Annotated in this window: 24 protein-coding genes and 1 pseudogene; 15 read left to right on the top strand and 10 right to left on the bottom strand. The window is 69.5% G+C overall.

Going from position 1 to position 25,224, the window contains the following annotated elements; all coding sequences use genetic code 11:
* Positions 1 to 83 precede the first annotated feature (83 nt).
* Entirely contained in the window at positions 84 to 737 is a 654-nt protein-coding gene (locus L324_RS28595) for a DUF4232 domain-containing protein (RefSeq protein WP_037315511.1), read from the top strand.
* 4 nt (positions 738 to 741) lie between these two features.
* Here the strand turns inward: L324_RS28595 and L324_RS28590 are convergent, their stop codons facing one another.
* From L324_RS28590 to L324_RS28575, 4 genes and pseudogenes are all read right to left on the bottom strand, one after another.
* Positions 742 to 1,179: a hypothetical protein gene (locus L324_RS28590; protein ID WP_037315509.1), complete on the bottom strand. Its 438-nt coding sequence runs from the start codon at positions 1,177 to 1,179 to the stop codon at positions 742 to 744.
* A gap of 60 nt (positions 1,180 to 1,239) precedes the next feature.
* Positions 1,240 to 2,498: pseudogene (locus tag L324_RS28585) on the bottom strand (MFS transporter).
* A gap of 214 nt (positions 2,499 to 2,712) precedes the next feature.
* A complete protein-coding gene (locus L324_RS28580; protein ID WP_020632845.1) occupies positions 2,713 to 3,063 on the bottom strand; it encodes a metallopeptidase family protein in 351 nt (116 codons plus the stop codon).
* A gap of 4 nt (positions 3,064 to 3,067) precedes the next feature.
* The gene (locus L324_RS28575; RefSeq protein ID WP_037315507.1) at positions 3,068 to 4,072 is read right to left on the bottom strand and encodes a septum formation family protein; all 1,005 of its coding nucleotides are present in this window, start codon (positions 4,070 to 4,072) and stop codon (positions 3,068 to 3,070) included.
* Between the two features lie 94 nt (positions 4,073 to 4,166).
* Between L324_RS28575 and L324_RS28570 the strand changes: the two genes are divergently transcribed.
* The 4 genes from L324_RS28570 (at position 4,167) to L324_RS28555 (ending at position 7,429) form a co-directional block, all read left to right on the top strand.
* Positions 4,167 to 4,781 carry a hypothetical protein gene (locus tag L324_RS28570; protein WP_235783675.1) on the top strand — a complete coding sequence of 205 codons (615 nt, stop codon included), beginning with the start codon at positions 4,167 to 4,169 and terminating at the stop codon, positions 4,779 to 4,781.
* On the top strand, positions 4,782 to 5,948 hold the full coding sequence (locus tag L324_RS28565) for a glutathionylspermidine synthase family protein (protein ID WP_037315503.1): 1,167 nt from the start codon (positions 4,782 to 4,784) through the stop codon (positions 5,946 to 5,948).
* A 67-nt stretch (positions 5,949 to 6,015) separates the two neighbouring features.
* Positions 6,016 to 6,468 (top strand): DUF350 domain-containing protein, encoded by a 453-nt coding sequence (locus L324_RS28560; protein ID WP_037315501.1) that lies wholly within the window; start codon positions 6,016 to 6,018, stop codon positions 6,466 to 6,468.
* 55 nt (positions 6,469 to 6,523) lie between these two features.
* On the top strand, positions 6,524 to 7,429 hold the full coding sequence (locus L324_RS28555; RefSeq protein ID WP_152547029.1) for a haloalkane dehalogenase: 906 nt from the start codon (positions 6,524 to 6,526) through the stop codon (positions 7,427 to 7,429).
* Between the two features lie 69 nt (positions 7,430 to 7,498).
* Here L324_RS28555 and L324_RS28550 read toward each other — a convergent pair whose 3' ends face one another.
* Entirely contained in the window at positions 7,499 to 8,782 is a 1,284-nt protein-coding gene (locus tag L324_RS28550) for an aspartate aminotransferase family protein (protein WP_037315497.1), read from the bottom strand.
* Between the two features lie 156 nt (positions 8,783 to 8,938).
* Between L324_RS28550 and serS the strand changes: the two genes are divergently transcribed.
* Both serS and L324_RS28540 read left to right on the top strand, forming a co-directional pair.
* The gene (gene serS, locus L324_RS28545; RefSeq protein ID WP_081736498.1) at positions 8,939 to 10,207 is read left to right on the top strand and encodes a serine--tRNA ligase; all 1,269 of its coding nucleotides are present in this window, start codon (positions 8,939 to 8,941) and stop codon (positions 10,205 to 10,207) included.
* A 28-nt stretch (positions 10,208 to 10,235) separates the two neighbouring features.
* Positions 10,236 to 11,228, top strand: a complete 993-nt coding sequence (locus L324_RS28540) for a DUF3558 family protein (protein WP_037315491.1) — start codon at positions 10,236 to 10,238, stop codon at positions 11,226 to 11,228.
* Between the two features lie 94 nt (positions 11,229 to 11,322).
* On the opposite strand, the gene lhgD is transcribed toward L324_RS28540, so the two are convergent.
* On the bottom strand, positions 11,323 to 12,579 hold the full coding sequence (gene lhgD / locus L324_RS28535; protein ID WP_328286160.1) for an L-2-hydroxyglutarate dehydrogenase: 1,257 nt from the start codon (positions 12,577 to 12,579) through the stop codon (positions 11,323 to 11,325).
* Positions 12,580 to 12,587: 8 nt separating this feature from the next.
* Between lhgD and L324_RS28530 the strand changes: the two genes are divergently transcribed.
* Both L324_RS28530 and L324_RS28525 read left to right on the top strand, forming a co-directional pair.
* A complete protein-coding gene (locus L324_RS28530) occupies positions 12,588 to 13,184 on the top strand; it encodes a TetR/AcrR family transcriptional regulator (RefSeq protein ID WP_051174140.1) in 597 nt (198 codons plus the stop codon).
* Positions 13,181 to 13,675: a nuclear transport factor 2 family protein gene (locus L324_RS28525; RefSeq protein ID WP_037315482.1), complete on the top strand. Its 495-nt coding sequence runs from the start codon at positions 13,181 to 13,183 to the stop codon at positions 13,673 to 13,675. Before L324_RS28530 ends, L324_RS28525 begins: the two co-directional genes overlap by 4 nt.
* Positions 13,676 to 13,732: 57 nt before the next feature.
* Here L324_RS28525 and L324_RS28520 read toward each other — a convergent pair whose 3' ends face one another.
* Together L324_RS28520 and L324_RS28515 are read right to left on the bottom strand one after the other, a co-directional pair.
* A complete protein-coding gene (locus tag L324_RS28520; RefSeq protein ID WP_438938467.1) occupies positions 13,733 to 15,325 on the bottom strand; it encodes an MFS transporter in 1,593 nt (530 codons plus the stop codon).
* Complete coding sequence (locus tag L324_RS28515; protein WP_037315479.1) at positions 15,322 to 16,419, bottom strand: C45 family autoproteolytic acyltransferase/hydrolase; 1,098 nt, start codon at positions 16,417 to 16,419, stop codon at positions 15,322 to 15,324. Before L324_RS28515 ends, L324_RS28520 begins: the two co-directional genes overlap by 4 nt.
* A 122-nt stretch (positions 16,420 to 16,541) precedes the next feature.
* Between L324_RS28515 and L324_RS28510 the strand changes: the two genes are divergently transcribed.
* Entirely contained in the window at positions 16,542 to 16,754 is a 213-nt protein-coding gene (locus L324_RS28510; protein WP_037315476.1) for a hypothetical protein, read from the top strand.
* Complete coding sequence (locus L324_RS28505) at positions 16,751 to 17,449, top strand: hypothetical protein (protein ID WP_037315473.1); 699 nt, start codon at positions 16,751 to 16,753, stop codon at positions 17,447 to 17,449. The genes L324_RS28510 and L324_RS28505 overlap by 4 nt, the downstream gene beginning before the upstream one ends.
* Here the strand turns inward: L324_RS28505 and L324_RS28500 are convergent.
* Entirely contained in the window at positions 17,419 to 20,550 is a 3,132-nt protein-coding gene (locus L324_RS28500; protein WP_037315468.1) for an AfsR/SARP family transcriptional regulator, read from the bottom strand. The genes L324_RS28505 and L324_RS28500 overlap by 31 nt on opposite strands.
* A gap of 104 nt (positions 20,551 to 20,654) precedes the next feature.
* Here L324_RS28500 and L324_RS28495 point away from each other — a divergent pair, with 104 nt between their 5' ends.
* The 4 genes from L324_RS28495 to L324_RS28480 are packed head-to-tail and all read left to right on the top strand — an operon-like array spanning position 20,655 to position 24,558.
* Positions 20,655 to 21,785, top strand: a complete 1,131-nt coding sequence (locus L324_RS28495; protein ID WP_037315461.1) for a DegT/DnrJ/EryC1/StrS family aminotransferase — start codon at positions 20,655 to 20,657, stop codon at positions 21,783 to 21,785.
* A 7-nt stretch (positions 21,786 to 21,792) separates the two neighbouring features.
* Positions 21,793 to 22,722, top strand: coding sequence for an NAD-dependent epimerase/dehydratase family protein (locus L324_RS28490; RefSeq protein WP_037315456.1), 930 nt, complete (start codon positions 21,793 to 21,795; stop codon positions 22,720 to 22,722).
* A 26-nt stretch (positions 22,723 to 22,748) separates the two neighbouring features.
* Entirely contained in the window at positions 22,749 to 23,945 is a 1,197-nt protein-coding gene (locus L324_RS28485; RefSeq protein ID WP_037315451.1) for a glycosyltransferase family 4 protein, read from the top strand.
* Positions 23,932 to 24,558, top strand: a complete 627-nt coding sequence (locus L324_RS28480; protein ID WP_037315448.1) for an acyltransferase — start codon at positions 23,932 to 23,934, stop codon at positions 24,556 to 24,558. The genes L324_RS28485 and L324_RS28480 overlap by 14 nt, the downstream gene beginning before the upstream one ends.
* Here L324_RS28480 and L324_RS28475 read toward each other — a convergent pair whose 3' ends face one another.
* The gene (locus tag L324_RS28475) at positions 24,559 to 25,146 is read right to left on the bottom strand and encodes a DUF3558 domain-containing protein (protein WP_037315444.1); all 588 of its coding nucleotides are present in this window, start codon (positions 25,144 to 25,146) and stop codon (positions 24,559 to 24,561) included. It abuts the gene before it with no gap.
* Between the last annotated feature and the right edge of the window lie 78 nt (positions 25,147 to 25,224).

The raw sequence follows: 25,224 nt of genomic DNA, 5'->3' as shown, positions 1-25,224 counted from the left end.
TGGGGAATTAACCGGGGGAGCGCAACCCCCGCGCCGGACAACACGTCTACTGATCGGTGGGTCACCCGGCTACAGGGAGGCGAATGACCATGGTTCGTTCGAAGACGATCTCCATCGGCGGTCTCATCGCGGGTACCGCCGGGCTCCTGCTCCTCAGCGCGTGCGGTTCGGAAAGCGCGCCTGTCGCGCAGAGCTCCTCCGCGACGCCGTCCAGTTCGGCGGCGGACACCTCCGCCGCGCCCAGTGTCAGCTCGTCCAGCCCGGCACCGGCTCAGCAGCCCGCGCAGGGGTCCGGCCCCGCGCCGAAGGACGACGGGCTCTGCAAGGCGGGGGACGTGAAGCTCTCCGTCGCGAACGGTGACGCGGCGGCCGGGACGGTGTACCGGAAGCTCGTCATCACCAACTCCAGCGGGCACGCGTGCACCATCCAGGGCTTCCCCGGTATCTCCTACGTGACCGGCGCGGACGGCCACCAGGTCGGTGAACCCGCGTACCGCGACGGCACCAAGGGCGAGGCGGTCAAGCTGAACAACGGTGAAAGCGCGTCCGCCGACGTCGGTTTCGTGAACGTCCGCAACTACGACGAGGCGGTCTGCAAGCCCACCGAGACCCGGGGCCTGCGGGTGTACCTGCCGCAGGAGACGGCGTCGAACTTCGTGCCGCTGCAGGGGCTCGGCTGCGCCGGGAAGATCCCCGGCAACCAGCTGACCGTCAAGACGGTCCACAAGGGAGCATGACGCCTCAGAGCTGGGTGCAGAGCTGTTCGGCCTGCGCCAGATGCCGCTGGCCGGAGATCTGGTTGAAGTGCAGGCTGAACACCATCCGGCTGACGCCGTCGATGTGCTCGGCCAGCGGCCGGTAGGTGTCGTTGGCGGCGGCCGCCGCGGCGGAGAGTTCGCGCGCGGCCGTCATCCGGTGCAGGATCTCGGGCGCCAGTACCGCCACGGGCCGCTCGCCGGGCGCCGAGCCGGTGGTGTCGGGGATCGTGCCGACCCTGGCCAGGGCCTGGCAAGCGTCCTGCGCGTCTTCGAGCGCCCCGGCGTTGACTCCCGAGAGCGCCCACAGCATGCCGATCACACTGGCGCCGATCACGAATCCGGCGACCGCGGTGAGCACTTGCGGGCGTCTGGAAGGTTCTGTCGTCCCCACGCCGGCCTCCGGCACCAGTGTCTGCTGCATCGCGGACCTCCCTCACCAGCTGGCGGTGATGGGCTATTTCAGCACCAAAGGCCCCGGTTTTCACCGGTCTTGGTGCAGTACCCGCAAGGCCGTGGCCGATTCGTCATCGAAGGCGCCGGGGCGTAACGAGACGAACGCGAAACCGGCCACCCCGAACAGCAGGAGCCCGGACGTCAGGAACGTCCGGGCCGGGGAGCCGAGCGCGTGGGTGAGGACCCCGCCGAGCAGGGCGCCGACCGGGATGGCGCCCCAGACGACGGTGCGCCACACGCCGAGGACCCGGCCGAGCAGTTCGCCGGGTACGAGCGTGTGCCGCGCGGTGCCCAGCACGATGTTCACCGCGACGACGGCCGCCGCGAACAGGCCGAACAGCGCCGCCCCCGCCACCGCCGAACCCGTCAGGCCATCCCGGTGAACGCCACGCCGCACAAGGCGGTGCCGCCGAGGAGAACGGCACTACGGCTGGACGTCTTCACCAGCCGCGGGGCGATACCCGCGCCCACCAAGCCACCGATGCCGCCGACGAACGCGAAGAGCCCGAAGGCCGCTTCGCTGAGCCTCAGGTATTCGATCGCGTACAGCACCAACTGCGCCTGCGCGAGTTCGCTGACCAGGCTGATCAGCCCCGCGATGACGACCAGGCGCAGGACCAGCCGGTGGTCCTTCAGCCAGCGGAACCCGTCCGCCAGTTCGGCCCGGAGATCGGCGGGCGCGCTCTCGGCGGCTTTCGGCCGGTAGCTTCCCGCGAGTCCGATGAGCACCGCCGCGGCGATCGCGAAGCCCACTGAGTTGAGCAGGAACGGGAACGTCGCGAAGAGCGCGAAGGTGGCACTGCCGACCGGCCCGCCCAGGAAGGTTTGGCCGACGATCTCACAGGCCTGGAGTTTGCTGTTCGCGCTGTCGAGCGAACCCTTGCCGACCACCGCCGGGATGAGCACGTTCGCGGCGCTGTCGGCGACCACCTCCGCGAAGCCGATGAGCAGGGCGGCCGCGTAGACCACCCAGATCGTCACACCGCCGGCCGCGACGAGGACGGCCATCCCGCCCACGACCACCGCCCGGGCGCTGTTCGCGAAGATCATCGCGCGACGGCGGTCGATCCGGTCCAGCAGCGCGCCCGCCGGGAGCGCGAACAGCAGCCACGGCAGGAACTGGGTCGCCGAGAGACCGGCGATGAGCAGCGGATCGCGGGTGAGGGTGACCGCGAGCAGCGGGAAGGCGACCTTGCCGATGCCGTCGCCGAGATTCGACGCCGCGCTGGACGCGAGCAGCCAGCGCAACCGCCGGTCTCCCCCGCCGCGCGCCCTCGACTCGGCCATGCACGCCTCCCCAGGCATTCGCCGACGCCGGCCGACGACAACGTGTCGAAAAGTTTAGCGGGGGTGTCGCCCAAAGTGGCCGGGTTGTTACACCCAGTTAAGAATCCGAAGAACCTTTGGTGCCCGACGCACAAAAATCACCGACCACGCCGCTTCCGGCGCGGAATCCGCCGGGAGGGAGCAAGGGACCTTTGCTATCGCCTTCTCGGGCGGCTCAGCCCCAGCCGAGTTCGTGCAAGCGCGCGTCGTCGATGCCGAAGTGGTGCCCGACCTCGTGGACCACCGTGATCAGCACCTCCTCGACAACGTCCTCTTCGGTATCGCACATCTGGAGCAACGGCCGCCGGTAGATCGAGATCCGGTCCGGCAGGACCCCGCCGTACTCGTGGGTCCGTTCGGTCAGCGCGACCCCGTGGTAGAGCCCGAGGATCGTGGGCGACTCCTCGTTGAACTCCTCCACGAGTACCACGACGTTGTCCATCGCGTCCGCGAATTCGGGCGGAAGCTCGTCCAGCGCCTCCGACACCAGCTCCTCGAAGCGCTGCCGGGTCATCTCGACGGGCACGTGCTCACCCGCCGGTCTTCGGAGCCGAGGAGGAGGGCGGCGGGCTCGCCGGACCGCCGTCGGACGGCGGGGCCTCGCCGCTGCCGACCTTGAGGCTCCCGGTGATCGGCGCGAGTCCCTTGTTGTCCGGCAGCACCGCCGCCGCCTTGCAGTTCACCAGCGTCGACCCGGCGTCCCAGCTCTCCTGCTCGCGGACGTCCCAGCCGAGGGTGACCTTCTTGGCGGCGAGGTCGGCGTTGCCGGTGTAGTCCTGCGCGACCGTCGAGCATTCGGTGTCCAGCCAGGTGTTCTGCTGTTCCTGGGAGGGGTAGCCCTCCTTGAACTTCGACTTGAGGTCGAGCGTCGCGATGATCTCGTACGAATGCGGCTGGGCGCAGTCGATCGGGTCGCCGAAGCTGTTGTTGAGCAGCGCGAGGCAGGTGCCCGGCTCCCACACCGCCGACTGGTTCTGCTCCTTCGCCGGTCCGGTGGTCGGCTGCAGCTTGCCGCCGGGGCCCGCCCACTGCAGGCCGCACCGCAGCTGCCGGTCGCCGTCCTCCCACTGCGCGGGGGTCGGCCGGAGCAGGTTCATGCTCAACCGGCCGTACGGGTCCAGCGTCCGGCCGAGGTACGGCTTGACGTCGACGGTGCACCGAGACCGGGAGATCTCCTGCCACTGGTCAAGGCTCGGACTCGGCACGCCTGCCGGGTACTGCGCGCCGATGTCGACGATGCTGGTGACCTCGAACAGATGAGGCTCCGTGCACGGCACGCGCCGCGCGTCGGCGGCGTCCGGGTTGCTCCAGGTCAGGCAGGTGCCCGGTGGGGACTGGAACGCTTCGACGGCGGCGGCGGACAGTTTGGGGGGCCCGCCGCCCGCGCCACCCTCCGGGCCCACGTTCCAGGAGAACGCGACACTCAGTGACAGCGCGATGATCGCCCCGACGAACACACCGGCCATGACGAGCCGGGTGCGCAGGGTGCTCAGCGCGTTTCGCGGATCACGGAACCGCTCGGCCTGTTGAGACATCCACTCCATGATGCCCGCGCCGCACGTAAGGTGCGCGTACCGGGTGGTTAGTGTTGGACACGGGTTCGTGCTGGCGGGCGATTACGGAGCTTCGATGACGCAGGATGACAACCGAGGGGGACAGCCTCCCCAGGAGCCGCCGAAGCGCGGCTCGATGCGGTTCCAGGACGAGACGACGCAGGCGCGTCAGCCGTCGCTGGCCGAGCAGCGGGCACGGCAACAGGCACTGGCGGACCAGGAGCGCCAGGAGGCGCTCGCCGCCGAGGCCGCGCGTGCCGCGGAGAAGAAGTCTTCGACCAAGAAGAAGCTCCTGATCGGTACCGGGGTGACCGTCGGGCTGGTCGGCCTGGTCGCGACGTTCTACACCGTCGCGAAGCCGGAGAACGTCACGGCCGTCTGCACCACCAAGGACGAGATCGTCGACAACGACCAGAACTGCGACGAGAACTACGTGCGATCGCACGGCGGTTACTCCAGCGGCGGTTTCTTCTTCATCCCCATCGGCGGTATCGGCGGGCCGATGCAGAGCTACCGCTACAACTACGGCGGCAGCGGCGCGATCGGGCAGCGGGTGTCCGGCGGCTCGTACGACCCGCCGTCGTCGCGCGCGAACGTCAGCACCAAATCGGGCAAGACCGTCCAGCGCGGCGGATTCGGCATCAGCGGCAAGAGCGGCTCCGGCGGCAGCGGCAAGAGCGGGGGCTCGTAGGTGTACCGGGATTCCAAGCCGCCTCGGCGGGATTGGCAGAACATCGTCGAGGAGCAGGGCCTGGTCTTCGGCACCCCCGCCCGCGACGGCGCCGGCAAGTCCAGGCCGTACTGGGACGAGTCGGTCCACTACGTCTTCGAGATGGACGAGATCCTCTCCGTCGAGGCGGACGTGGAACTGCTGCACTCGATGTGCCTCGAAGCCGTCGACAACGTGGTGACCACGGAGCAGTACCACCGCTTCGGCATCCCCGAGTGGGTCTGGCCGCATATCGCCGAGTCGTGGAAGCGGCAGGATCCGCACGTCTACGGCCGGTTCGACCTGCGCTACGACGGCAAGAGCCCGGCGAAGCTGCTCGAATACAACGCCGACACGCCGACCTCGCTGCTCGAGGCCGCGGTGCTGCAGTGGCACTGGAAGACCGCGGTCTTCCCCGAGGCCGACCAGTGGAACTCGATCCACGAGAAGCTGGTCGAACGCTGGGGCGAACTCGCCGAGAAGCTGCCCTCCAACGAACTGCACTTCACCTGGTCGTCCGCGGACCCCTCCGGTGAGGACCACGTGACCACGGCGTACCTGCAGGAGACCGCGGCCGAGGCCGGGCTCGACACCGTCGGCCTGGCGATCGAGGAGATCGGCTGGGATCCGGTGCTCAAGCGGTTCGTCGACCTCGAAGAGGCGCAGATGGCGACCGTGGTGAAGCTCTACCCGTGGGAATGGGTGGTCGACGAGGAGTTCGGCCGCTTCGCCGTCGAGACCATGCCGCGCACGCTGTGGGTCGAGCCGCTGTGGAAGATGATCCTCTCCAACAAGACGCTGCTCGCGATCCTGTGGGAGAACTACCCGGGGCACCCGAACCTGCTGCCCGCCTTCGCCGACGACCCCGGCCTGCTGACCGAATACGTCCGCAAGCCGAAGCTCGGCCGCGAGGGCGCGAACGTGCAGATCGTCGCCACCGGATACGAGACGCAGACCGACGGGGTCTACGGCGCCGAAGGCTACGTCTACCAGGCTTTCGACCCGCTTCCGGAGTTCCAGGGCTACCGGCCCGCGCTCGGCGCGTGGATCGTCGGCGACCACGCCGCCGGCCTCGGCATCCGCGAGACGGCCGGCCTCGTGACCGACGACGGCGCGGCGTTCGTCCCGCACCGCATCGTCGAGTCGTGATAGAAGCAACCGCACAATCCTGACATTCCTGACCAGCACCGCCCGCGAGTACTTCTGGGAGAACCCTGTGACCACCACCCTTGCGCTGTCCGACACGTTCGGCTCCGACCTCGTGCGAGGGATCGGCGCGATCCTGCTGTACGGCGTCGTCGGCCTGCTGCTGATGTTCGCCGGGTTCTGGGCGATCGACTGGACCACGCCCGGCAAGCTCTCCCAGCTGGTCACGCGTGGCCTGCCGAACGCGGTCATCGTCACCGCGTCGGGTCTGCTGTCGATGGCGTTCATCGTCGTCGTGGCCATCGCGAACTCCGCCAGCGACCTGACCGAGGGCCTCATCACCTCGCTGGTCTACGGCCTGCTCGGCATCGTCGTGCAGGTGCTGGCCGTCCGGCTGCTGGAGTGGGCGACCCGCATCGACGTCCGCTCGACCATCGAGAGCGAGAAGTTCGCCCCGGTCAGCGTCGTGGTCGCGGCCGCGCACCTCGCCCTCGGCCTCGTCGTGGCCGTCGGTATTTCGTAAATCCTTGTCCTGCTGAAAACGGCATAGGCGCACGATTCCCACTACCGTGGGAGTCGTGCGCCTTTTGAGGACACCGGACGACCGGTTCTCGGACCTGCCCGATTTCGACTTCGAGCCGCGCTACGCGGAACTCGTCGACCTTCACGGCGGCGTGATCAGAGTGGGTTACGTGGAGGCCGGGCCCGCGGACGGGCCGCCCGTTCTCCTGCTGCACGGCGAGCCCACCTGGTCCTACCTCTACCGGAAGGTCATCCCGGTGCTCGCCGACGCCGGGCTGCGCGCGATCGCGCCCGACCTGGTCGGCTTCGGCCGGTCCGACAAACCCGGCGACATGGTCGACCACACCTACCAGCGGCACGTCGAGTGGATGCGCGCGTTCGCCTTCGACGTCCTCGACCTCACCGAGGTCACCCTGGTCGGCCAGGACTGGGGCGGCCTGATCGGCCTGCGGCTGGTCGCCGAGAACCCCGACCGCTTCTCCCGCGTCGTGGCGGCCAACACCGGCCTCCCCACCGGCGACACCGACATGCCGGAGATCTGGCACAAGTTCCGGGAGACCGTCGAGAACGCCCAGGTCCTCGACGTCGGCCGGTTCGTGCAGGCGGGCTGCCAGACCAAGCTGCCCGACGAGGTCCGCGCCGCCTACGACGCGCCCTTCCCGAACGAGATGTACAAGGCCGCGCCGCGCGCGATGCCGTCGCTGGTGCCGGTCACCCCCGACGATCCGGCCTCGGCCGCCAACCGGGCCGCGCTGAAGGTGCTCGCCGAACTGGACAAGCCGTTCCTGGTGTCGTTCTCCGACGGCGACCCGATCACCGCGCCGTGGGGCCTCGAACTGCGGGGCTCGATGCGCGGGGCCCGCGAGCTGGAGCATCCGACGATCACCGGTGCCGGTCACTTCCTGCAGGAGGACGCCGGTGGTCGGCTGGGTGAGGTCATCGCGCGCTTCGTGAAGTCCTGAGTCCCGTAAGTGTCATAAGGGGTCCCCATGGGACGAATTTCGTCCCATGGGGACCCCTTATGACACTCCTCAGGAGACAGCGGCCAGCGCGTCCACGATGATCCCCAGCCCCTCCGCGGCTTCCTCCGCGGTGAGCGTCATCGGCGGCGCGATCCGCAGGACGTTGCCGTGCAGCCCGCCCTTGCCGATCAGCAGCCCCCGCGCCTTGGTCTCCTCCATCATCCGCGCCGCGGCCCCCGGATTCGGCTCCATACCGCCCGGCTCGACCAGTTCCACGCCGATCATGAGGCCCTTGCCGCGCACGTCCCCGATCAGCGGATTCCCCGCCGCGCGCAGCCCGGCGAGCAGTTCGTTGCCCCGTGCGAGCGCGTTGGCCTGCAGGTCGTGGTCGGCGATGTGGTCGAGCACCGCGGCCGCGCCCGCCATCGCGACCGGGTTGCCGCCGAAGGTCGAGATCGAGTTCGCGGTCAGGCAGTCGACGAGGTCGCCGCGCGCCACGAGCCCGCCGATCGCCAGCCCGTTGCCGAGGCCCTTCGCGAAGGTCATCGCGTCGGGGACGACGTCGTGCGCCTGGATCCCCCAGTAGTGTTCGCCGGTCCGTCCCCAGCCGGTCTGGACCTCGTCGGAGATGAACAGGATCCCGTACTGGTCGAGGACCTCCTTCATCGCCTTGAACAGGCCGTCCGGCGGTGAGCTGAAGCCGCCGACACCCTGGATCGGCTCGGCGATCATGCAGGCGACGTCACCCGACGTGCCGGTCTCCAGCACGTCGACGAGGTCCGCGACGCACGCGTCGATGTACTCCGTGTCCGAAAGCGCCCGGAACGGGCTGCGGTACCGGTAGCCGCCGTGGACGTAACTCACCTTCACCGGGCTGAGCGACGATGCCGACCAGCCGCGGTTCCCCGTGATGCCGACCGTCGCGAACGACCGCCCGTGGTACGAGTTCCGCATCGCCAGTACCTGGTTGCTGCGCCGGAACTGGGTGGCGAGCATCAGCGCGGTGTCGTTCGCTTCGGTCCCGGAGTTGGTGAAGAACACCTTCGCGTCGGGGATGCCGGAGAGCTTCGCGATGCGCTCGGCCAGTTCGACCTGCGAGCGGATCAGGTACAGCGTCGAGGTGTGCAGGATCCCGGTGTCGAGTTGCTTGCGCACGGCGTCGCTGATCGCCGAGACGTCGTAGCCCATCGAGTTCGTCAGGATGCCCGCGAAGAAGTCGAGATAGGTGCGCCCGGTCGAGTCGATGACCCGGCGGTCCTGCGCGTGCACGATCTCGATCGGCTCGTCGTAGTAGAGCGCCAGCCACGACGGGAGTACCGCCTTGTGCCGCGCCAGCAGGTCCGCATCGGTCATCGGGTTTCTCCGTCCGCAGCAGGGAGATCTCAGTATGGGGAGGGCCCGAAACGGGCGACAACAATCAGACTGTCGGGTTATCCGCGGCGGCCCGCACAGTGTGTACGGGCAAACTGCCTCGAAGTGCTCGAAGTCCTAGGACTAATCTCTGGACTCGTGATTGACCCCAGGACTCTGCGCGATGACCCGGACGTCGTGCGCGCTTCACAGCGCGCCCGTGGCGAGGACGAAGGAGTGGTCGACAAGCTGCTCTCCCTCGACTCCCGCCGCCGGTCCTCGATCGCCGCCGCCGACAAGCTGCGTGCCGAACAGAAGTCGCTGGGCAAGCTCATCCCGAAGGCACAGGGTGACGAGCGGGCCGCGCTGCTCGCCAAGGCGAAGGACCTCGCCGCCCAGGTCAAGACCGCCGAGGTCGAGCAGACCGAGGCGTCGGAGGAGTTCGAGCAGCTGCACCGCCTGGTGCCGAACCTGGTCCACCCCGACGCGCCCGAAGGCGGCGAGGACGACTACGTCGTGCTCAAGCACGTCGGCGAGCCGAAGAAATTCGACTTCACGCCGAAGGACCACCTCGAACTCTGCGAGGGCCTCGGCGCCGTCGACATGGAGCGCGGCGCGAAGGTCTCGGGTTCGCGGTTCTACTTCCTCACCGGCATCGGCGCCCAGCTGCAGCTCGGACTGCTGAACATGGCCATCGCGCAGGCGACGGCGAACGGCTTCACGCCGATGATCACGCCGACCCTGGTGCGGCCGGAGATCATGGCGGGCACCGGCTTCCTCGGCGCCCACTCGTCGGAGATCTACCGCCTGCGCGACGACGACCTGTACCTTGTCGGCACCTCCGAGGTCCCGCTCGCCGGCTACCACGCCGACGAGATCCTCGACCTGGGCAACGGCCCGAAGCGCTACGCGGGCTGGTCGTCCTGCTACCGCCGCGAGGCCGGTTCGTACGGCAAGGACACCCGCGGCATCATCCGCGTCCACCAGTTCGACAAGGTCGAGATGTTCGTCTACACGCGTCCCGAGGACGCCGAAGCCGAACACGCGCGCCTGCTGGACTGGGAAGAGCAGATGCTCGCCAAGATCGAGGTCCCCTACCGGGTGATCGACACCGCCACCGGCGACCTCGGCACCTCCGCGTACCGGAAGTTCGACTGCGAGGCGTGGGTGCCTTCGCAGGAGACCTACCGCGAGCTGACCTCGACGTCGAACTGCACGACTTTCCAGGCCCGCCGCCTCGGCATCCGCTACCGCGACGACGACGGCCGCCCGCAGACCGTCGCCACGCTGAACGGCACGCTCGCCACCACGCGGTGGATCGTCGCGATCCTCGAGAACCACCAGCTCGAAGACGGTTCGGTCCGGGTGCCGGAAGCTCTTCGTCCCTTCCTCGGCGGAACCGAGGTGCTCACGCCGACATCGAAGTAGGGTCCGCTCCGAAGGAAACAGGGAACGCATGCGGTTTCGGAATTCGCTCGCGATCGTGCTGGCGGCGCTGTCGCTCGGTGGCTGTACGTCGACGATCGGCGGCTCGGCCTCGCCCGTGCCAGGACAAGGGCCGGTGATCACGAAAGCCGACCCGTGCGCCCTGCTTTCGCAGCAGCAGGCGGACGCGCTGGGCGTCATGTTCCCGGGCAAGGAACGCCCGGCGAGGCCCGAGCAGAAGGTTCCCGCGGTCTGCCGGTTCTCCGAACTGGAGAACTCGCCCGACGGGGTCGCGCTCGAAGTTTCGCGGAGCCTGAACCTGTCGGCTGTCGACTACTACGCGGGTGCGCTGCCCGGGGAGAAGTTCGGCATCGGCGGCTTCACCTGGACGCGGTACGCGACCATCCTCGGCCCGAAGTACTGCTCGATCGCCACCGAACTGGACGCGAAGACGTTCGTCGAGATTTCGAGCGACGCCCCTGGCGACGACAGCACCAAGGCGTGCGACCTGGCGAAGGCCGCCGCGCCCGCGATCGCGTCGCATCTGCCCGGTGGGCAGCAGGACCCGCAGATCACCGCGCCGCCGGGGCAGAAGCCGATCGAAGCGTCCGGCCCGCTGGTGAACGTCGACCCGTGCACCCTGCTCAAACCCGAGCAGGTGACCCCGCTCAACCTGGCGCCCGCGCGGCCGATGAACGGCTCGTCGAACGATCCCAAGAACGGCTGCCAGTGGGACGACACGGACGGCGACCAGGGCAAGAAGGCCCTCGACCTCTGGGTCTACACCGCGACCAGGACCGAGGACGTGCCCGGGCTGGAGGGCACTCCGGCCGAGCAGATGGTGAACGGCAAGAAGTGGATCGTCTACTCCGCCCCGGACAGCCCGATCTGCGTCGCGCTCCTGCCGGTCACCGAGACCTCGTCGATCAAGCTCGACACCGGCGACCTCAGTGACAACGCCAAGGCCTGCGAAATCCCCCAGGCCGTGATGCCGCTCGTGACCGCGAACGTCCCCGCCGGCTAGGCTGAAACGGAGCTGAAGGGCGCTTTCCCCGCATGCGATGCGAGGAAAGCGCCCTTCGCCGCGTGAGATGCGGGGAAGGGGCCCTTCAGCCGCTTTAGGCCGAAACCTCGTCGGCGATGTACTTGGCGATCTCCAGCGCGCTGGTCGCCGCCGGTGAGGGCGCGTTGAGGACGTGCACCTGGTCACGCGCGGTCTCGATCAGGAAGTCGTCGACGAGCGCGCCGTCGGGGCGCAGCGCCTGCGCGCGGACACCGGAGCCGTGCCGCACGATGTCGTCCTCGGTGACGGCGGGTACGAGCCGCGCGAGGCTTTCGGCGAAGCGGCGGCGGGAGAACGAGCGGCGGACCTCGTCGAGCCCGGTCGGGTAGGCGTACTTGCGCGCGAGCCGCCAGACGCCGGGGAATCGGGCGACCTCGGCGAGGTCCTTCGCGGAGATGTCGCGCCAGGTGTAGCCCTCGCGGCGCAGCGCGAGCACCGCGTTGGGGCCGGCGTGCACGCTGCCGTCGAGCATGCGGGTGAGGTGCACGCCGAGGAACGGCAGCGACGCGTCCGGCACCGGGTAGATCAGGCCGCGGACGAGGTGGCGGCGTTCGGGTTTGAGTTCGTAGTACTCGCCGCGGAACGGCACGATCCGCGCGCTCGGGGTCAGCCCGGCGAGCCGCGCGACCCGGTCGGCGTGCAGGCCCGCGCAGTTGACGAGCGCGTCCGCGTGGATCACCTCGTCGCCGGTCGCCACCTCGACGCCGCCGGTGCGGCCCGCGCGGATGCCCCGCGCGGGCGTGCCGAGGCGCAGGTCGGCGTCGGACTCGTCGAGCAGGCGCACCAGCGCGGTGCAGACGGCCGGGAAGTCGATGATGCCGGTGGACTCGACGCGCAGCGCGGCGACGCACGAGACCTCGGGTTCGTACTCGCGGGCCTCGCTCGGGGTGATCAGCTTGGCCGGGACGCCGTTGGCCTCGGCCCGTTCGGCGAGCACCTTCAGCGCCGGAAGCTCCGCTTCGGAGGTGGCGACGACGAGTTTGCCGCAGACCTCCACCGGCACTCCGTACTGCCGCGCGAAGTCCACAATGGACCGGTTGCCCGCGGTGGACATCCTGGCCTTGAAGGAACCCGGCTTGTAGTAGAGGCCCGCGTGCACGACGTTGGAGTTGTGCCCGGTCTGGTGGGCCGCCCAGCGGTCCTCCTTCTCGAGCACCGTGACGTCCAGGCCTCGTTTGGTCAGCTCCCAGGCCACGGCGAGGCCGACGATCCCGCCCCCGATGACTACGACTGTACGCACGATCGCCCAGGTTACCCGGAGCGCAACCTGACAGTTGTCAGGTTCGGTGGTAGCGTACCTGACCGATGTCAGGTAAGCGGTTGAGCAGGGAAGAACGCCGGGAGCGGATCCTGGCCGCGGCGGCGCGGGTGTTCGCCGAATCCGGGTATGACGCGGCGGGGATGCGCGAGGTGGCGACGGCGGCCGGGATCAGCACGCCCGTGCTCTATGACCATTTCCAGTCCAAGGCCGAGCTGTACGCCGGGCTGTTGGAGTCCGAAGTGGACAGTCTGCTGGCCGGCTGGGCCGGGCTGCCGCCGTCGGACACCGCCGAGGGGCTGCTGCGGAGCCGGGTGGCGGCGATCTTCGCCTGGATGGAGGCGAACGAACGCGGCTGGCGGATGATCTTCGCCGAGACGCCGTCCGATCCGGGCGTCGCCGAGGTGCACCGGCGCGGGCAGGCCAGGGCCACCGGGCAGCTGGCCGGGGTGTTCGCGCGGGTCCCCGGCCTGGAGCTGACCGCCGACCTGCCGCGTGATCGCGCCAACGAAGCGCTCGCCGAAGCGGCGAAGAGCGCGCTGAACGCCATCGCCACCTGGTGGTGGAGCAACCGCGACATCCCGCGGGAGCAAGTCGTCGCGCTCACGACGGATCTGTTGTGGCGCGGTCTGGGGAACCTGATCCAGGAGGACGTATGAGCACCGACACCACCGAGCGGTACCGCCGGGCCATCGAGACCCGGGACGTCGCGCTCGCGCTGAGCGCGTTCGCGCCGGACGCCGTCGTGCACTCGCCGCTGACCAGCCGGGTCCGGTTCACCGGGCACGCGGAACTCGAACCGCTGCTGGAAGTCGCCTATGCGCATCTGCGCGACGTCCGGTTCCACACCGACACCGGGGACGCGTCGACGCGCGTCGTCGTCTACACCGCGCGTGTCGGCGGTGAGGAGATGGAGGAGGCGGCGGTGCTGAAGCTCGACGAGGACGGGCTCATCACCGAAGCGACGCTGTTCGTGCGGCCGCTGCCCGGCCTCGTCGCCCTGATGGACGCCTTCGGCCCGGACATCGCGCGCCGCAACGGCCGCACGTTCGCGGCCCGGCTGCTGAACGTGGCCACGAAACCCTTGCTGGCCATGGTGCGCTCAGGTGACCGCCACGCCGTCCCGCTGGCCGGTCCCAAGCGCCCCTGAGCGCGTTTAGCGGGCTAAACGCGCTCAGCGACGCGAGGGCCACCCGCATCCAGAGGACTAAATGCGGGTGGGGGTGTGGGGGGTGCTCGCGTTTAGCGGGCTAAACGCGGCTGGGGGCGGGGTGTCGTCGGGGTCTTCGAGGAGCTTTGGCACACCGCGCAGGGTGAACAGTGCGCTGATCGCCAGCAGGGCCATGAGTCCCGCCGAACACAGCATCGTCAGCTGCAAGCCGTCGACGAACGCCAGTTTCGCGTTGCTGAGGATCACCGCCCCTTGCTCACCGGGCAGCTGTGCCGCGGCCTGCACGGCACCGCCGAGAGTGTCCGAGATCGCCCCCGCAGCCTCCGGCGGCACACCCGCCGGGATGACGAGTTCGCTCCGGTACAGCGCGCCGAGCACGCTGCCCAGCACCGCGATCCCCAGCGCCCCGCCGAGTTCGGTCGCCGTCTCGGAGATCGCCGACGCCGCCCCGGCCCTGGCCTTCGGCACGACGCCGAGCACCGTGTCCGTCGCGACCGAGAGGATCAGCGACAGCCCCACCCCGAAGACGATCATGGCCGCGAGCAGGTCCGGATAGTCGATCGTCACGCCGATCCCCGAGTACAACGCGAAACCGGCCGCCGAGAGAGCGCATCCCAGCGCGACCGTCACCGCCCGGCCGAGGACCTTGATCCCCAGCGGCGCGAGCACCCCGCCGAGGATCGCGCCGCCCATCCCCGGCAGCCCGGCCAGCCCGGACTTCAGCGGCGACCAGCCCACCACCAGCTGCAGGTACTGCGCGAACATCAGGGAGACCGCCAGCTGCGCGAACATCGCCAGGATGGTGGTGCCGACGGTCGCCGAGAACGCTCGCCGCGCGAACAGCTTCAGATCCATCAGCGGTTCGGCCAATCGCGGCTGCCGCAGCAGGAACACCAGCAGACAGCCGAGCCCGACTACCGCGGCGACGGCGATGTCCCAGTGGCCCCAGCCCTTGTACGCGACTTCCTTGATCGTGTAGACGATCCCGACCATGCCGGCGACCGAAAGCAGCACACTGGGCACGTCGATCCGGCCCGGCGCCGGATTCTTCGACTCCGGCAGGATCAGCGCGCCCGCGATCACCATGAGCACCACCACCGGCACGTTGACCAGGAACACCGAACCCCACCAGAAATGTTCGAGCAGCACGCCGCCGATGAGCGGCCCCAGCCCGAAACCGAGGATCGTCAGCCCACTCGAAACCCCGATCACGGCCGCGCGTTCCTTGCCGGTGAACACGTTCCGCACGATCGAGAGCGTCGACGGCATCAGCGTCGCGGCGGCGATCCCGAGCAGCGCGCGGGCGGCGATGAGGAGTTCCGCCGTCGGCGCGTACGCCGTGATCACCGAAGCGACGCCGAACAGCGACGCCCCGATCAGCAGTAGCTTCTTCCGCCCGATGCGGTCGCCGATGTTGCCCATCGTGATCAGCAGTCCGGCGAGCGCGAAACCGTACGCGTCGGCGATCCACAGCAATTCCGTGGTCGACGGACGTAGCTGCTCCGAAAGCGACGGCAGCACCAGATGCAGCACGGTCAGATCGACCGCGATCAGGAGCTGCGCCAGCACGCAGACCGCGATCGTGCCGATCTTCCGGCCCCGGCTCACGTTCACCTCGACACTGTTCACCTCGACACCCCGAAGGTGAGTTCCGGCGAGTGGCGCGCGGTGCCGTTTTCCGCGTCGCCGAGGTAGAACCGGGTGCTCATGGTGCGGGCGGCGGGGTCGAGGACGCTGCGCCACAACGTCCGCCACGGCGCGCCCGGCTCGATCGCGACGGAGACCGCGTCGAGCGCCTCGCGCGGTCCGGCGCCTGCCTCCTCGGTGAGGGTGCGCAGCCGCTGGTAGGTGAGGAAGGTGTCCGGGGTGTCCTCGGGCAACGCGGCGAGGTCCGGGTGCCGGTGCAGAAGGTGGTTCGTGACGCACAGCGGCCCGTCGGAGACCTCCACGAAGTACTCGACGTCGTGCGCGCCGCGCTCGTAGACGAAACCGCGGCCGGAGGCGTCCGCGACGATGTAATGGCAGGGCGCGCCGTGCGCGTACTGCTTGGCGAGCATCAGCGCTTCCTTTGCCTCGTCGACGTTCTCGCACGTGTCCAGCAGGTACCGGCAGACCTGCGGCACCGAGAGACCGGCCTGCGGTCCGGGGTCGTCCTCCAGCGGTGCGGCCGCCTCGAGGTCGGCCATCAGCAACGCGACGACCAGCCCGGCCTCGTTGACGCCCTCCATCGCACCGTCCACTGTGGACATGGACAGCGACGTCGAGGCGATGCCGTCGTCAGGGATCGTGGTCAGGACGTAGGGCCGCGACGCCATCGGTGCCGTTCCGTCGTCGACGGGTTCCGCGCCCGCCATCACCGAACCCAGCTGGCTCCAGCTCAGGGTGAAGAAGTCGTAGTTCCGCCCGAGCGTGGTGCCCGTCCACAGCGCCGAACAACCCGACCCGGCGGGCAGGGCGGACGCGTTGTCGAAGGAGACCGCCGCGTCGGCGGGAAGCCCGTAGGCCTCGGCGAACCCGGCCGTGCGTTCGGCGTACTGCGGCCAGTTCCGGGCGAACCAGATCCGGCGCGCCTTGGCCACGATGGGATCGATCGGCGGCGGCGTCCAGTCGGAACGCGTTCGGGTTTCGGCACCGAGGGCGTGGCCGATCTCGGCCTGGGTGCCGCGCAGCGTCAGGTGCCGCACGGCGAGGAAGTCTTCGGGAGATCCCGCGAGATAAGTCATGGCCGGAGCGTGTCCGACGGCGCTGACCGTCCGCGCACCACGCGCTGACGACTTGTCATCGGAATGTCATGTGCTCCGCGCGAAGGTGCTCTCACCACAGGAACCACCGAGCGAGGGATCCCATGCTGAGCAACAAGGTGTACATGATCGCCGGGGGCGTGTTCTGCGTCCTCTTCGTCGCGCTCGCGATGATCGAGTTCTCCACCGGCTACCCGGAGGACGGGCTCCAGGACCTCGGCTACGCGGCGCTGAGCGCCATCGCCGGCGGTGTCCTCTACGTCCTCGACCGCCGCCAGCGCGAGCGCCGCGCGGCCGCGCAGCGGGATGCCCGATGAGGAACATCGACGGAGGTTTCCTCGCCGCCCCGGACCAGGCCGCCCTCGACCGCCGGGAGCGGGAGGTGCGCAAGGGCAAGCTCGCGCTGGTGCTGACCGTCGCCGGCGGGGTCGTCGCGTTGGCCGCCGGTTACCAGGTCTTCGCGGACTTCTCCCCGGGCGCGCTCGTGGCGACCTTGGCCGGCCTCGCCGCCGCCTTCGGTGGCGGCGCGCTCACCAAGCACCTGATGCGTGCCGTGCGGTTCCGCGTGCACAAGCCGAACGCGGGCCTGGTCGCCGCCGCGAAGCTGACCGGACTGCTGATCGCCTTCTTCGGGATCGCCGCCCTGCTCGGGTCGATCGACGCACCGGGACCGCTGCGGATCGTCCTGATCGCCGGTGGCGTCGGCACCATCGCCTACGTGAGGGCCCTGCACGACCAGCAGTGGGTGCTCTTCGAACTGGACGCGGTGGGCGTCCGGGTCGAGCGGGCGATCGTGCCCTGGCGTGACGTCACCCGGCTGACCACCGACCCGGTCGGCCCCGGGATGACCCGGCTCGGCGCCGTCCCGGTCAACGCGGCGCCGCTGTACGTCGCTGTCCAGGACAGCGAACTCGACCAGCGCCAGCTGGCCGACGCCGTCGGCCGCTTTGCGCCGCAGGGGATCCTGCTGGCACCCACCGCTCAGGACTCGCTGGGCAACCCCGCCAGTTGAGCGGTGCTTCGCAGGCCGAGGCCCCGGCGGTAGGCCCGGTCGAAGTCGTCGCCGAGCCGCTCCCGAACGGTCGCCCGGAGCAGGGCGGCGTCCAGATCGACGGCGAACGGGGTGCCCCGCACGGTCACCGCGGCCCCGATCAGGATCGCCGCCCGCTCGGGATCGCCCCGCAGCACCGCGACCCCGGCGAGGCCTTCGACGGCGCAGGCGAGGGTGGTGCTGTCGTGCCAGCGTTCCGCCGCCATGAGCGCCAGCCGGTGCAGTTCCTCGGCTCCGGCGGCGTCGCCCTCGGCCGCCGCCACCCAGCCGAGCGAGATCCTGGCCCCGGCGCGGACCCCTTCGGCCGCGAACGAGCCGCCCTGGCACTCCGAAAGCGCTCGCTCGCTCAGCGCGCGGGCCGTGGCCAGGTCGCCTTCGTGCCGGGCGAGGAGGGCGAGCCCGACGTACCCGGCCGCCCGGCTTTCCGGCATCCCGGAGCGGCGCGCGATCTCGATGGCGAGTTCGAAGTCGGCCCTGGCGCTCGCCGCGTCGCCGTGCAGGAGCTTGCTCCCGCCGCGACGGCACAGGAGATCGGCGTTGTCGTCCGAAGCGCCGAGTTCCCGCATCAGCCGGAGCGCCTCGTTCATCATTTCGAGGGCTTCGGGCTGGCGGTTCGTCCAGATCAGGATCTGGGACAGGTGATCGAGCGCCATCGAGAGGCCCCAGCGTTCCCCGAGTTCGCGGAACGCCTCCGCCCCTTCACGCAGAAACCCTTCCGCCGGTTCGAGATCGCCCCGCATCAGCGCGCGGAGGCCATAGCCGGTCGGCGCGAGGGCGAGACACCAGGCGTCGCTGTGCGCCAGCAGGGCCTCACCGCGCTTGACGAGTTCGTCGTCGTCGGCGGGCGGGCCGGTCACGACCCCCGTCAACAGCAGCAACGCCGGGTTGCGGGGTGCCCTGGTCATGTTCTGGACGAGGGCGTCGACCACCGGGAGATGCCGGTCGAGGGCTTCATGGCCGCGGACTCCGGCGGCGGCCTTGAGCACGCAGAGCTGGTACTCCTCTTCGAGGCCCTCCGGTGGTCGCGGGCCGAGCCGTTTGACCACCTCCAGGCACAGCGTCGAGCCTTCGAACCGGCGCCCGCGCATCCACCAGTACGTCACCAGCGACGCCGAAAGCCGCAGCGCGATCCGGATGTCGGACTCCGCGGCCCAGCGCAACGCGGCCAGGAGATCGTCGTAGGCGCCGTCGAGGCGGTCCAGCCAGCGCAGCTGGTCGCCGGTGCGGATCATCGGGTCGGCTTCCTCGGCGAGGGCGAGGAAATGCTCCGCGTGCGCACGCCGCATCCGCTCGGCCTCGCCCGCTTCGGCGAGTTTCTCCGCGAAGAAGGCCCGGATGGTTTCGAGCATCCGGTACCGGTCCCCGGTGCGCTCGACCAGTGATCTGTCCACAAGGGACGGAACGAGATCTTCGGTGTGCGCCACGTCGCAGATCGCGTCGGCGTCGGCGAGGGTCGTGCCGCCCGCGAACACGGTCAGCCGCCTGCCGAGCCGCCGTTCGTCCTCGTCGAGCAGATCCCAGCTCCATTCGACGACACCGCGCAGCGTGCGATGCCGGGTCTCGGCGGCGCGGCTGCCCCGCGAGAGCAGCCGGAAACGGTCGTCCAGCCGGGCGGCGATCTCGCCGACCGGCAGCGTCCGCACGCGGGCGGCGGCGAGTTCGATGGCCAGCGGCAGCCCGTCGAGCGCGGCGCAGACGCGCTGGACGTCGCCCGCGGTGGTGTCGTCGACGGCGAAGCCAGGATCGCTCGCCCGCGCGCGATCGGCGAACAGTGCCACGGCGGCGAAATCCAGCGACCGGGCGGGCGGCGTTCCGGGCGGCGGTACGGCGAGCCTCGGCACGGGGGAGACGACTTCGCCGGTGATGCCGAGCGGTTCGCGGCTGGTGGCGAGCACCCGCACCGCCGCGGCCGCGCCGAGCAGCCGGGCCGTCAGTTTCGCGGCGGCGTCGACGAGATGCTCGCAGTTGTCGAGCACCAGCAGCAGCGCGCGATCGGCCAGCGCGTCGATCAGCCGCTCCAGCGGCGCGTTCTCCACCGGGCCGGTGACCGCGCCGAGCGGGACCGTCCGCAGGCCGAGCGCGCTCAGCACGGCATGGGCGACGTCGGCGTCCTCGCGGTAGGGCGCGAGTTCGACGAACACCGCGGGCAGGTCCACGCCGGCCGCGGCTTCGACGGCCAGCCGGGTCTTGCCGGAGCCGCCGGGGCCGGTCAGCGTCACCAGCCGGGAGCGGTCCAGCTGGCCGAGCACGTGCCGGAGATCGCCTTCGCGCCCGATGAAACTGGTGAGCTGCGCCGGGAGCGGCGTCGTCGTCCGGTTGGCCGGAGGTGCCTCGCCGCGCAGGACGGCCAGATGCGCGGCCGCCAGCTCCGGCCCCGGATCCGTGCCGAGTTCGTCGGCCAGGACGCGGCGGGCGTCCTCGAACGCGGTGAGCGCGTCGGCATGGCGTCCGGCGGCGTGCAGCGCGCGGATCAGCAACGCGCGCGGCCGTTCCCGCAGCGGCTGGGCGGCGGCTATCCCGCGAAGCTCGGTGAGGACGTCTTCGTGCCGTCCCAGCTTGAGGTCCGCTTCGACGCGGTCCTCGATCGCCGACGTCTTCAGTTCGTCGAGCCGGGTGACCTGCGGATCCCGGAACGGAGCGTCGGTGATGTCCGCGAACGCCGGGCCGCGCCAGAGCCCGAGAGCGTCGTGAAGCAGTTCGGCCGCCTTCGTGGCGTCTCCTGCCGCGAGAGCGCGGCGCCCTTCCGCGGCGAGCCGTTCGAAGCGGTGCACATCGACGTCGTCGGGGTCCACGGCCAGCCGGTAACCCGCCGGGCTGAACTCGACCGGCGCGAGCTCCTTCAGCGCGCCGCGCAGCCGCGAGACCTGTGATTGCAGCGCGTTCGCCGCACCTTCGGGTGGCTGTTCGCCGTACAGGCCGTCGATGAGGCGCTCGGCCGGGACGACCCGGCCGGCCTCCAGCGCGAGCAACGCGAACAACGTCCGGACCCGCGGGCCGCCGACCGGCACGGCGGTGCCGTCGTCGCGGCGCACCTCCGTGGCCCCCAGAACGCCGAATCGCATGGTGTGCAGAGTAGGACGTCGTTGACCTGGGCGGATCCAGCCCGCCCGAACTACGCCGATCGGCGTCTATACACTTCGCCGGGTCCCCACGCAATGGGAGAGATATGTCTACGCAGGAACCTGTGGTCCTCGGTCAGCCGACCGTCGGCGACGAAGAGCTCGCCGCGGTGGCGGAGGTGTTCCGGTCCGGCTGGCTGGCCGGCGCCGGTCCCGCGTGCCGCCGTTTCGAGGAACGCTTCGCGAAGACCGTCGGCACCGCGCACGCCCTGACCACCAGCAACTGTGGCTCGGCACTCTTCCTCGGGCTGCGTGTGCTCGGTGTGAAGCCGGGCGACGAGGTCATCGTCGGCGACTACACGTTCCCCGCCACCGGCCACGCCGTGCTCCAGGCGGGTGCGACGCCGGTGTTCGCGGACATCCGCCCGGACGTCTGGAGCGCCGACCCGGCGTCGATCGAAGCCCTGATCACCCCGCGCACCGTCGGCATCCTCGCCGTGGACGTCGCCGGGCAGCCGGGCGATTTCGACGAGTACCGCGCGATCGCCGACAAGCACGGCCTGTGGCTCTTCGAAGACGCCGCCTGTGCCGCGGGCGCGACCTACAAGACCCGCCCGGCCGGCAGTCTCGCCGACCTGGCCGCGTTCTCCTTCCACGGCCGCAAAGGCATCACCGCGGGCGAGGGCGGCGCGCTGGTCTCGGACCGCGAAGACCTCATCGCGCACGCGCGCAAGCTGCACACCTACGGCATCGAGCCCGCCATCACCCGCGAGGGCTCCGGCGCCCTGCCGATTCCGGAGTTCCACGAACTGGGGTACAACTTCCGGCTTTCCGACGTGCAGGCCGCGATCATGAACGTCCAGCTCGACCGGCTCCCGGATCTGCTCTCGGCCCGCCGCTCGGTGGCCAAGCGGTATCACGAGGCCTTCGAGAACCTGCCCGGTCTCGACGTCCCGGTGGAACTGCCGGACCGCGAACACCCATGGCAGGCCTACATCCTCACGGTGGCCCCGGAGATCGACCGCGACGCGCTCGCGCTGCGGATCCGCGAACAGGGCGTGCAGTGCAACTTCGGCACCTACGCCTCGCACCTCCAGCCCATCTACGGCAAGAACCAGACCTTGCCGGTCTCGGCGGACCTCTTCGGCCGTCATCTCGCCATCCCGATGCACGCGAACCTCACCGATGCCCAGGTCGACCGGGTCATCGAGACCGTCAGCGCCGCACTGCCGAGCTAGGAGAGAAATGCCCGACAAGAAGGTCCTCTTCACCGGGGGCGGCGGTTTCATCGCCGCGCACGTGATCCCCATGCTGATCGAAGGCGGTTACACCGTCCGCATCTTCGACAACATGACCCGCGGAGACCGCGCCAGGGTGAACGAGTTCGTCGCCACCGGCAAGGTCGAACTCGTCGAGAAGGACGTGCGTTACGGCGGCGCCGTGCGCGAGGCCATGCGCGGCTGCACGCACGTGATCCACTTCGCCACCGTGTCGATCAACAAGTCGGTCGCGGACCCGCACGAGTCCATCGACATCAACATGGTCGGCAACCACAACGTCTTCGCGGCCGCCGCGGACGAAGGTGTCGAACGCGTGGTGTTCGCCTCGACCGCGTCCGTCTACGGCGACCCGAAGCGGCTGCCGATGCACGAGGACGACGAGCTCAAGCCGCTCACGCCGTACTGCATCTCCAAGCGCGCGGGCGAGGACATGCTCGGCTTCTACGAGCGCACCAAGGGCCTGTCCTGGAACGCGCTGCGGTTCTTCAACGTGTACGGCCCCGGTCAGAAGATCGAGGCCTACTACACGTCGGTGATCAACCACTTCATCCAGCGCCTGCGCGCCGGACAGCCGCCGGTCATCGACGGCCGCGGCGACCAGTCGATGGACTTCGTGCACGTCACCGACCTCGCCCGCGCCGTCGTCGCCGCGCTCGAATCGGAGCAGGCCAACGTGCCGATCAACATCGGCACCGGCATCGACACCTCGATCGCGACGCTGGCGAAGATCCTCATCGACGCCGTCGGGGTCAACGTCGAGCCGCTGTTCAACGAGCGCGACGTGCTCGTTTCGCGCCGCGCGGCGGACATTACCCGTGCCCGCGAGATCCTCGGCTGGGAGCCGAAGATCTCGGTGGAAGAGGGCATGTACGAACTGGTGAAGGCTTCCGAGTGAGCGCCGGGCCAGGGGAGAGCCGCGCCATGCGCATCGCTGTCGTCAACAACTTCTTCCCGCCGAGGGTGGGCGGAAGCGCGCACATGGCGGCGTCCCTGGCCGAGCAGTACGCGGCGCGCGGGCACGAGGTGCTCGCGATCACCGCGGCCTACGCCGACGCCCCGGCCGACGAGACGAAGGACGGCTACCGCGTCGTCCGCCTGCCCGCGGTGAAGATGCCGCAGCTGGGCCTGTCGATCGACTTCGACATGAGTTTCGCCTCGTTGCGGCCGGGGAACTGGCGCCGGCTGTGGAAGCTGCTGGACGAGTTCAAACCGGACGCGATCCACCTGCACGGGCAGTTCTTCGACCTGTCGTGGCTGGCCGGGCTGTACGCGCGGCGGCACAAGCTGCCGATGCTGCTGACCATCCACACCCTGCTGATCAGCGACAACAAGTTGTACGGCGGCGTGTTCCGGTTCCTGGACACCGTGCTGGTGAACCCGATCCTGCGCTACCTCAAGCCGCGGTACGTCATCCTCGACAAGCTCGGGGTCGACTACTGCGTCGAGCGCTACGGCACCAGCGACGAGAACTCGGACTACTTCCCGATCGCCGTCGACACCGGGAACTTCGAGAAGCCGTTGACGAAGGATGTGCGGTCGGAGCACGGATTGGGCGACGGTCCGGTGATCGTGTCGCTCGGGCACGTGATCCCGCTGCGGAACCGCCTGCCGCTCGTCGAGGCGCTTCCGTCCATTTTGGACAAGCACCCCGACGTCAAGGTGGTCGTCGTGGGCCGCGTGTACCACGACGTCTTCCTGAAGCGGGCGGAAGAACTCGGCGTCGCCGAAGCCATCATCGTCACCGGTGCCGTGCCGAAGGCGGACGTGCCCGCGTACTTCGCCGCCGCCGACATCGTCACGCACGACCTCAACGGCGGCTGCGGCACCGCGTCGCTGGAGGCGATGCTGTCGGGCACCGCGACCATCGCGTCGGTGACCGAGGACAACTACCCGGGCATCGAACTGCGCAACGGCGAGAACATCCTGCTGGTGCGGCCGGACGACAGCGAGGCGGTGGCGAACACCGTCATCGAACTGCTCGACGACCCGGAGAAGCGCGCTTTGGTGGCACAGCGGGAAAGCGCGATGGTGCGGGCCAACTTCGGCCTCGACGTCGTCGCCGAGGAACACCTGCGCACCTTCGAGAAACTGGTGACCGAGGCCGATGTTCTTCGATGACGAACGCAGCAACCGGCTGCGTCCGCAGATCCTGACCGAACTCGTTTCGCAGTACATGAACGACGCCGAGCGCGCTCGGTTCTACGGACTGCCCGAGTCGACCCGTGTTCGCGAGCGGGTCAAGATCATCAGCCCGGAGAACCTGAAGATCGGCGAACACTGCTGGATCGGCGAAGGCGCCGCGCTCGACGCGAGCGGCGGGCTGGAGATCGGCGAGCACACCAGCATCGGCCTGAACACGCTGATCTTCACGCATTCCAGCTGGCTCGCGAACATGACGCTGCAGAACCACTCCGGCAGCGACCTCATCGAGCGCAAGCCGGTGAAGATCGGCAAGGGCTGCTTCATCGGCGGCCTGGTGGTGATCATGGCGGGCGTCACCATCGGCGATTTCGCCACCGTGCAGCCGAATTCCGTGGTCGCCAAGGACGTCCCGCCGCGCACCCTGGTCGCGGGCAACCCCGCGCGCGTGTTCCAGAAGTACGACGACGAGTACATCCAGTCCGAAGTGGAGCGTGTCCGCGGCGAGAACGCGCGGCGGCGGGCGCTGGCGGAAGAGCGCGGGGACGCGCCGGGGTCTTGGGGCGCTCCGGCCGGGGACTTCACGGAGTAGTCAGAGGCGCCGCGCGAGGAGCTTCGCGATCCTCTCGTAGGCGTCAGGCCGGGCCTTGACGATGTCGAGGACGGCGAGCCGGACTTCTCCCCGACTGAGCTTGCCGACGAGCAGGACGGCCTTGGCGGGGTCCTTGCCCGATTCGCAGTACATCGTCTTGTCTCCGACACCACCGATGACGGTGAACGGTTCGCGGCAGCTCGCCTTCGCCGTTTCGTCCACGAACGCGACGCTGGTCGAATCGGGCTTCAGAGGAATGACGATCTGCAGGTGTGGCGCGAGGCCGGCCGGTTGAACGGCGTTTTCATACAGGCAGCCGTACCGCTTCTCCACGGGCCCACCCACGTGCGCCGACTGTTCCAGCGGCTTGATCTCGCCGGAGATACCGGTGAGCCGAGCGACCTCGGCGACCGCGAGGAACGGACAGGCGTCGAGGACGAGGGCCGGCGACGCGGGCAGTGGGGTGCTGGGAACGGTGGTCCCGTACGGGGCGGGCGACGGGGAACGGCCGGGCAACGTGATCGTGATGGAACAGGCAGTGACCGAAAAGAGCAGGCCGAAGACCAGGAACCCCCAGGTTCTTTTCATCGCCACAATGTATCCGACCTGCGAAAACTTGCGTAGTGGCAACTCTTCGAGACTACCGCTCGCTACCGTGTGTAGTGA

The sequence above is a fragment of the Amycolatopsis orientalis DSM 40040 = KCTC 9412 genome, assembly GCF_000478275.1.
In the GTDB taxonomy this organism is placed as follows: Bacteria; Actinomycetota; Actinomycetes; order Mycobacteriales; family Pseudonocardiaceae; genus Amycolatopsis; species Amycolatopsis orientalis.
This window is presented reverse-complemented; position numbering and strand designations above follow the sequence as displayed.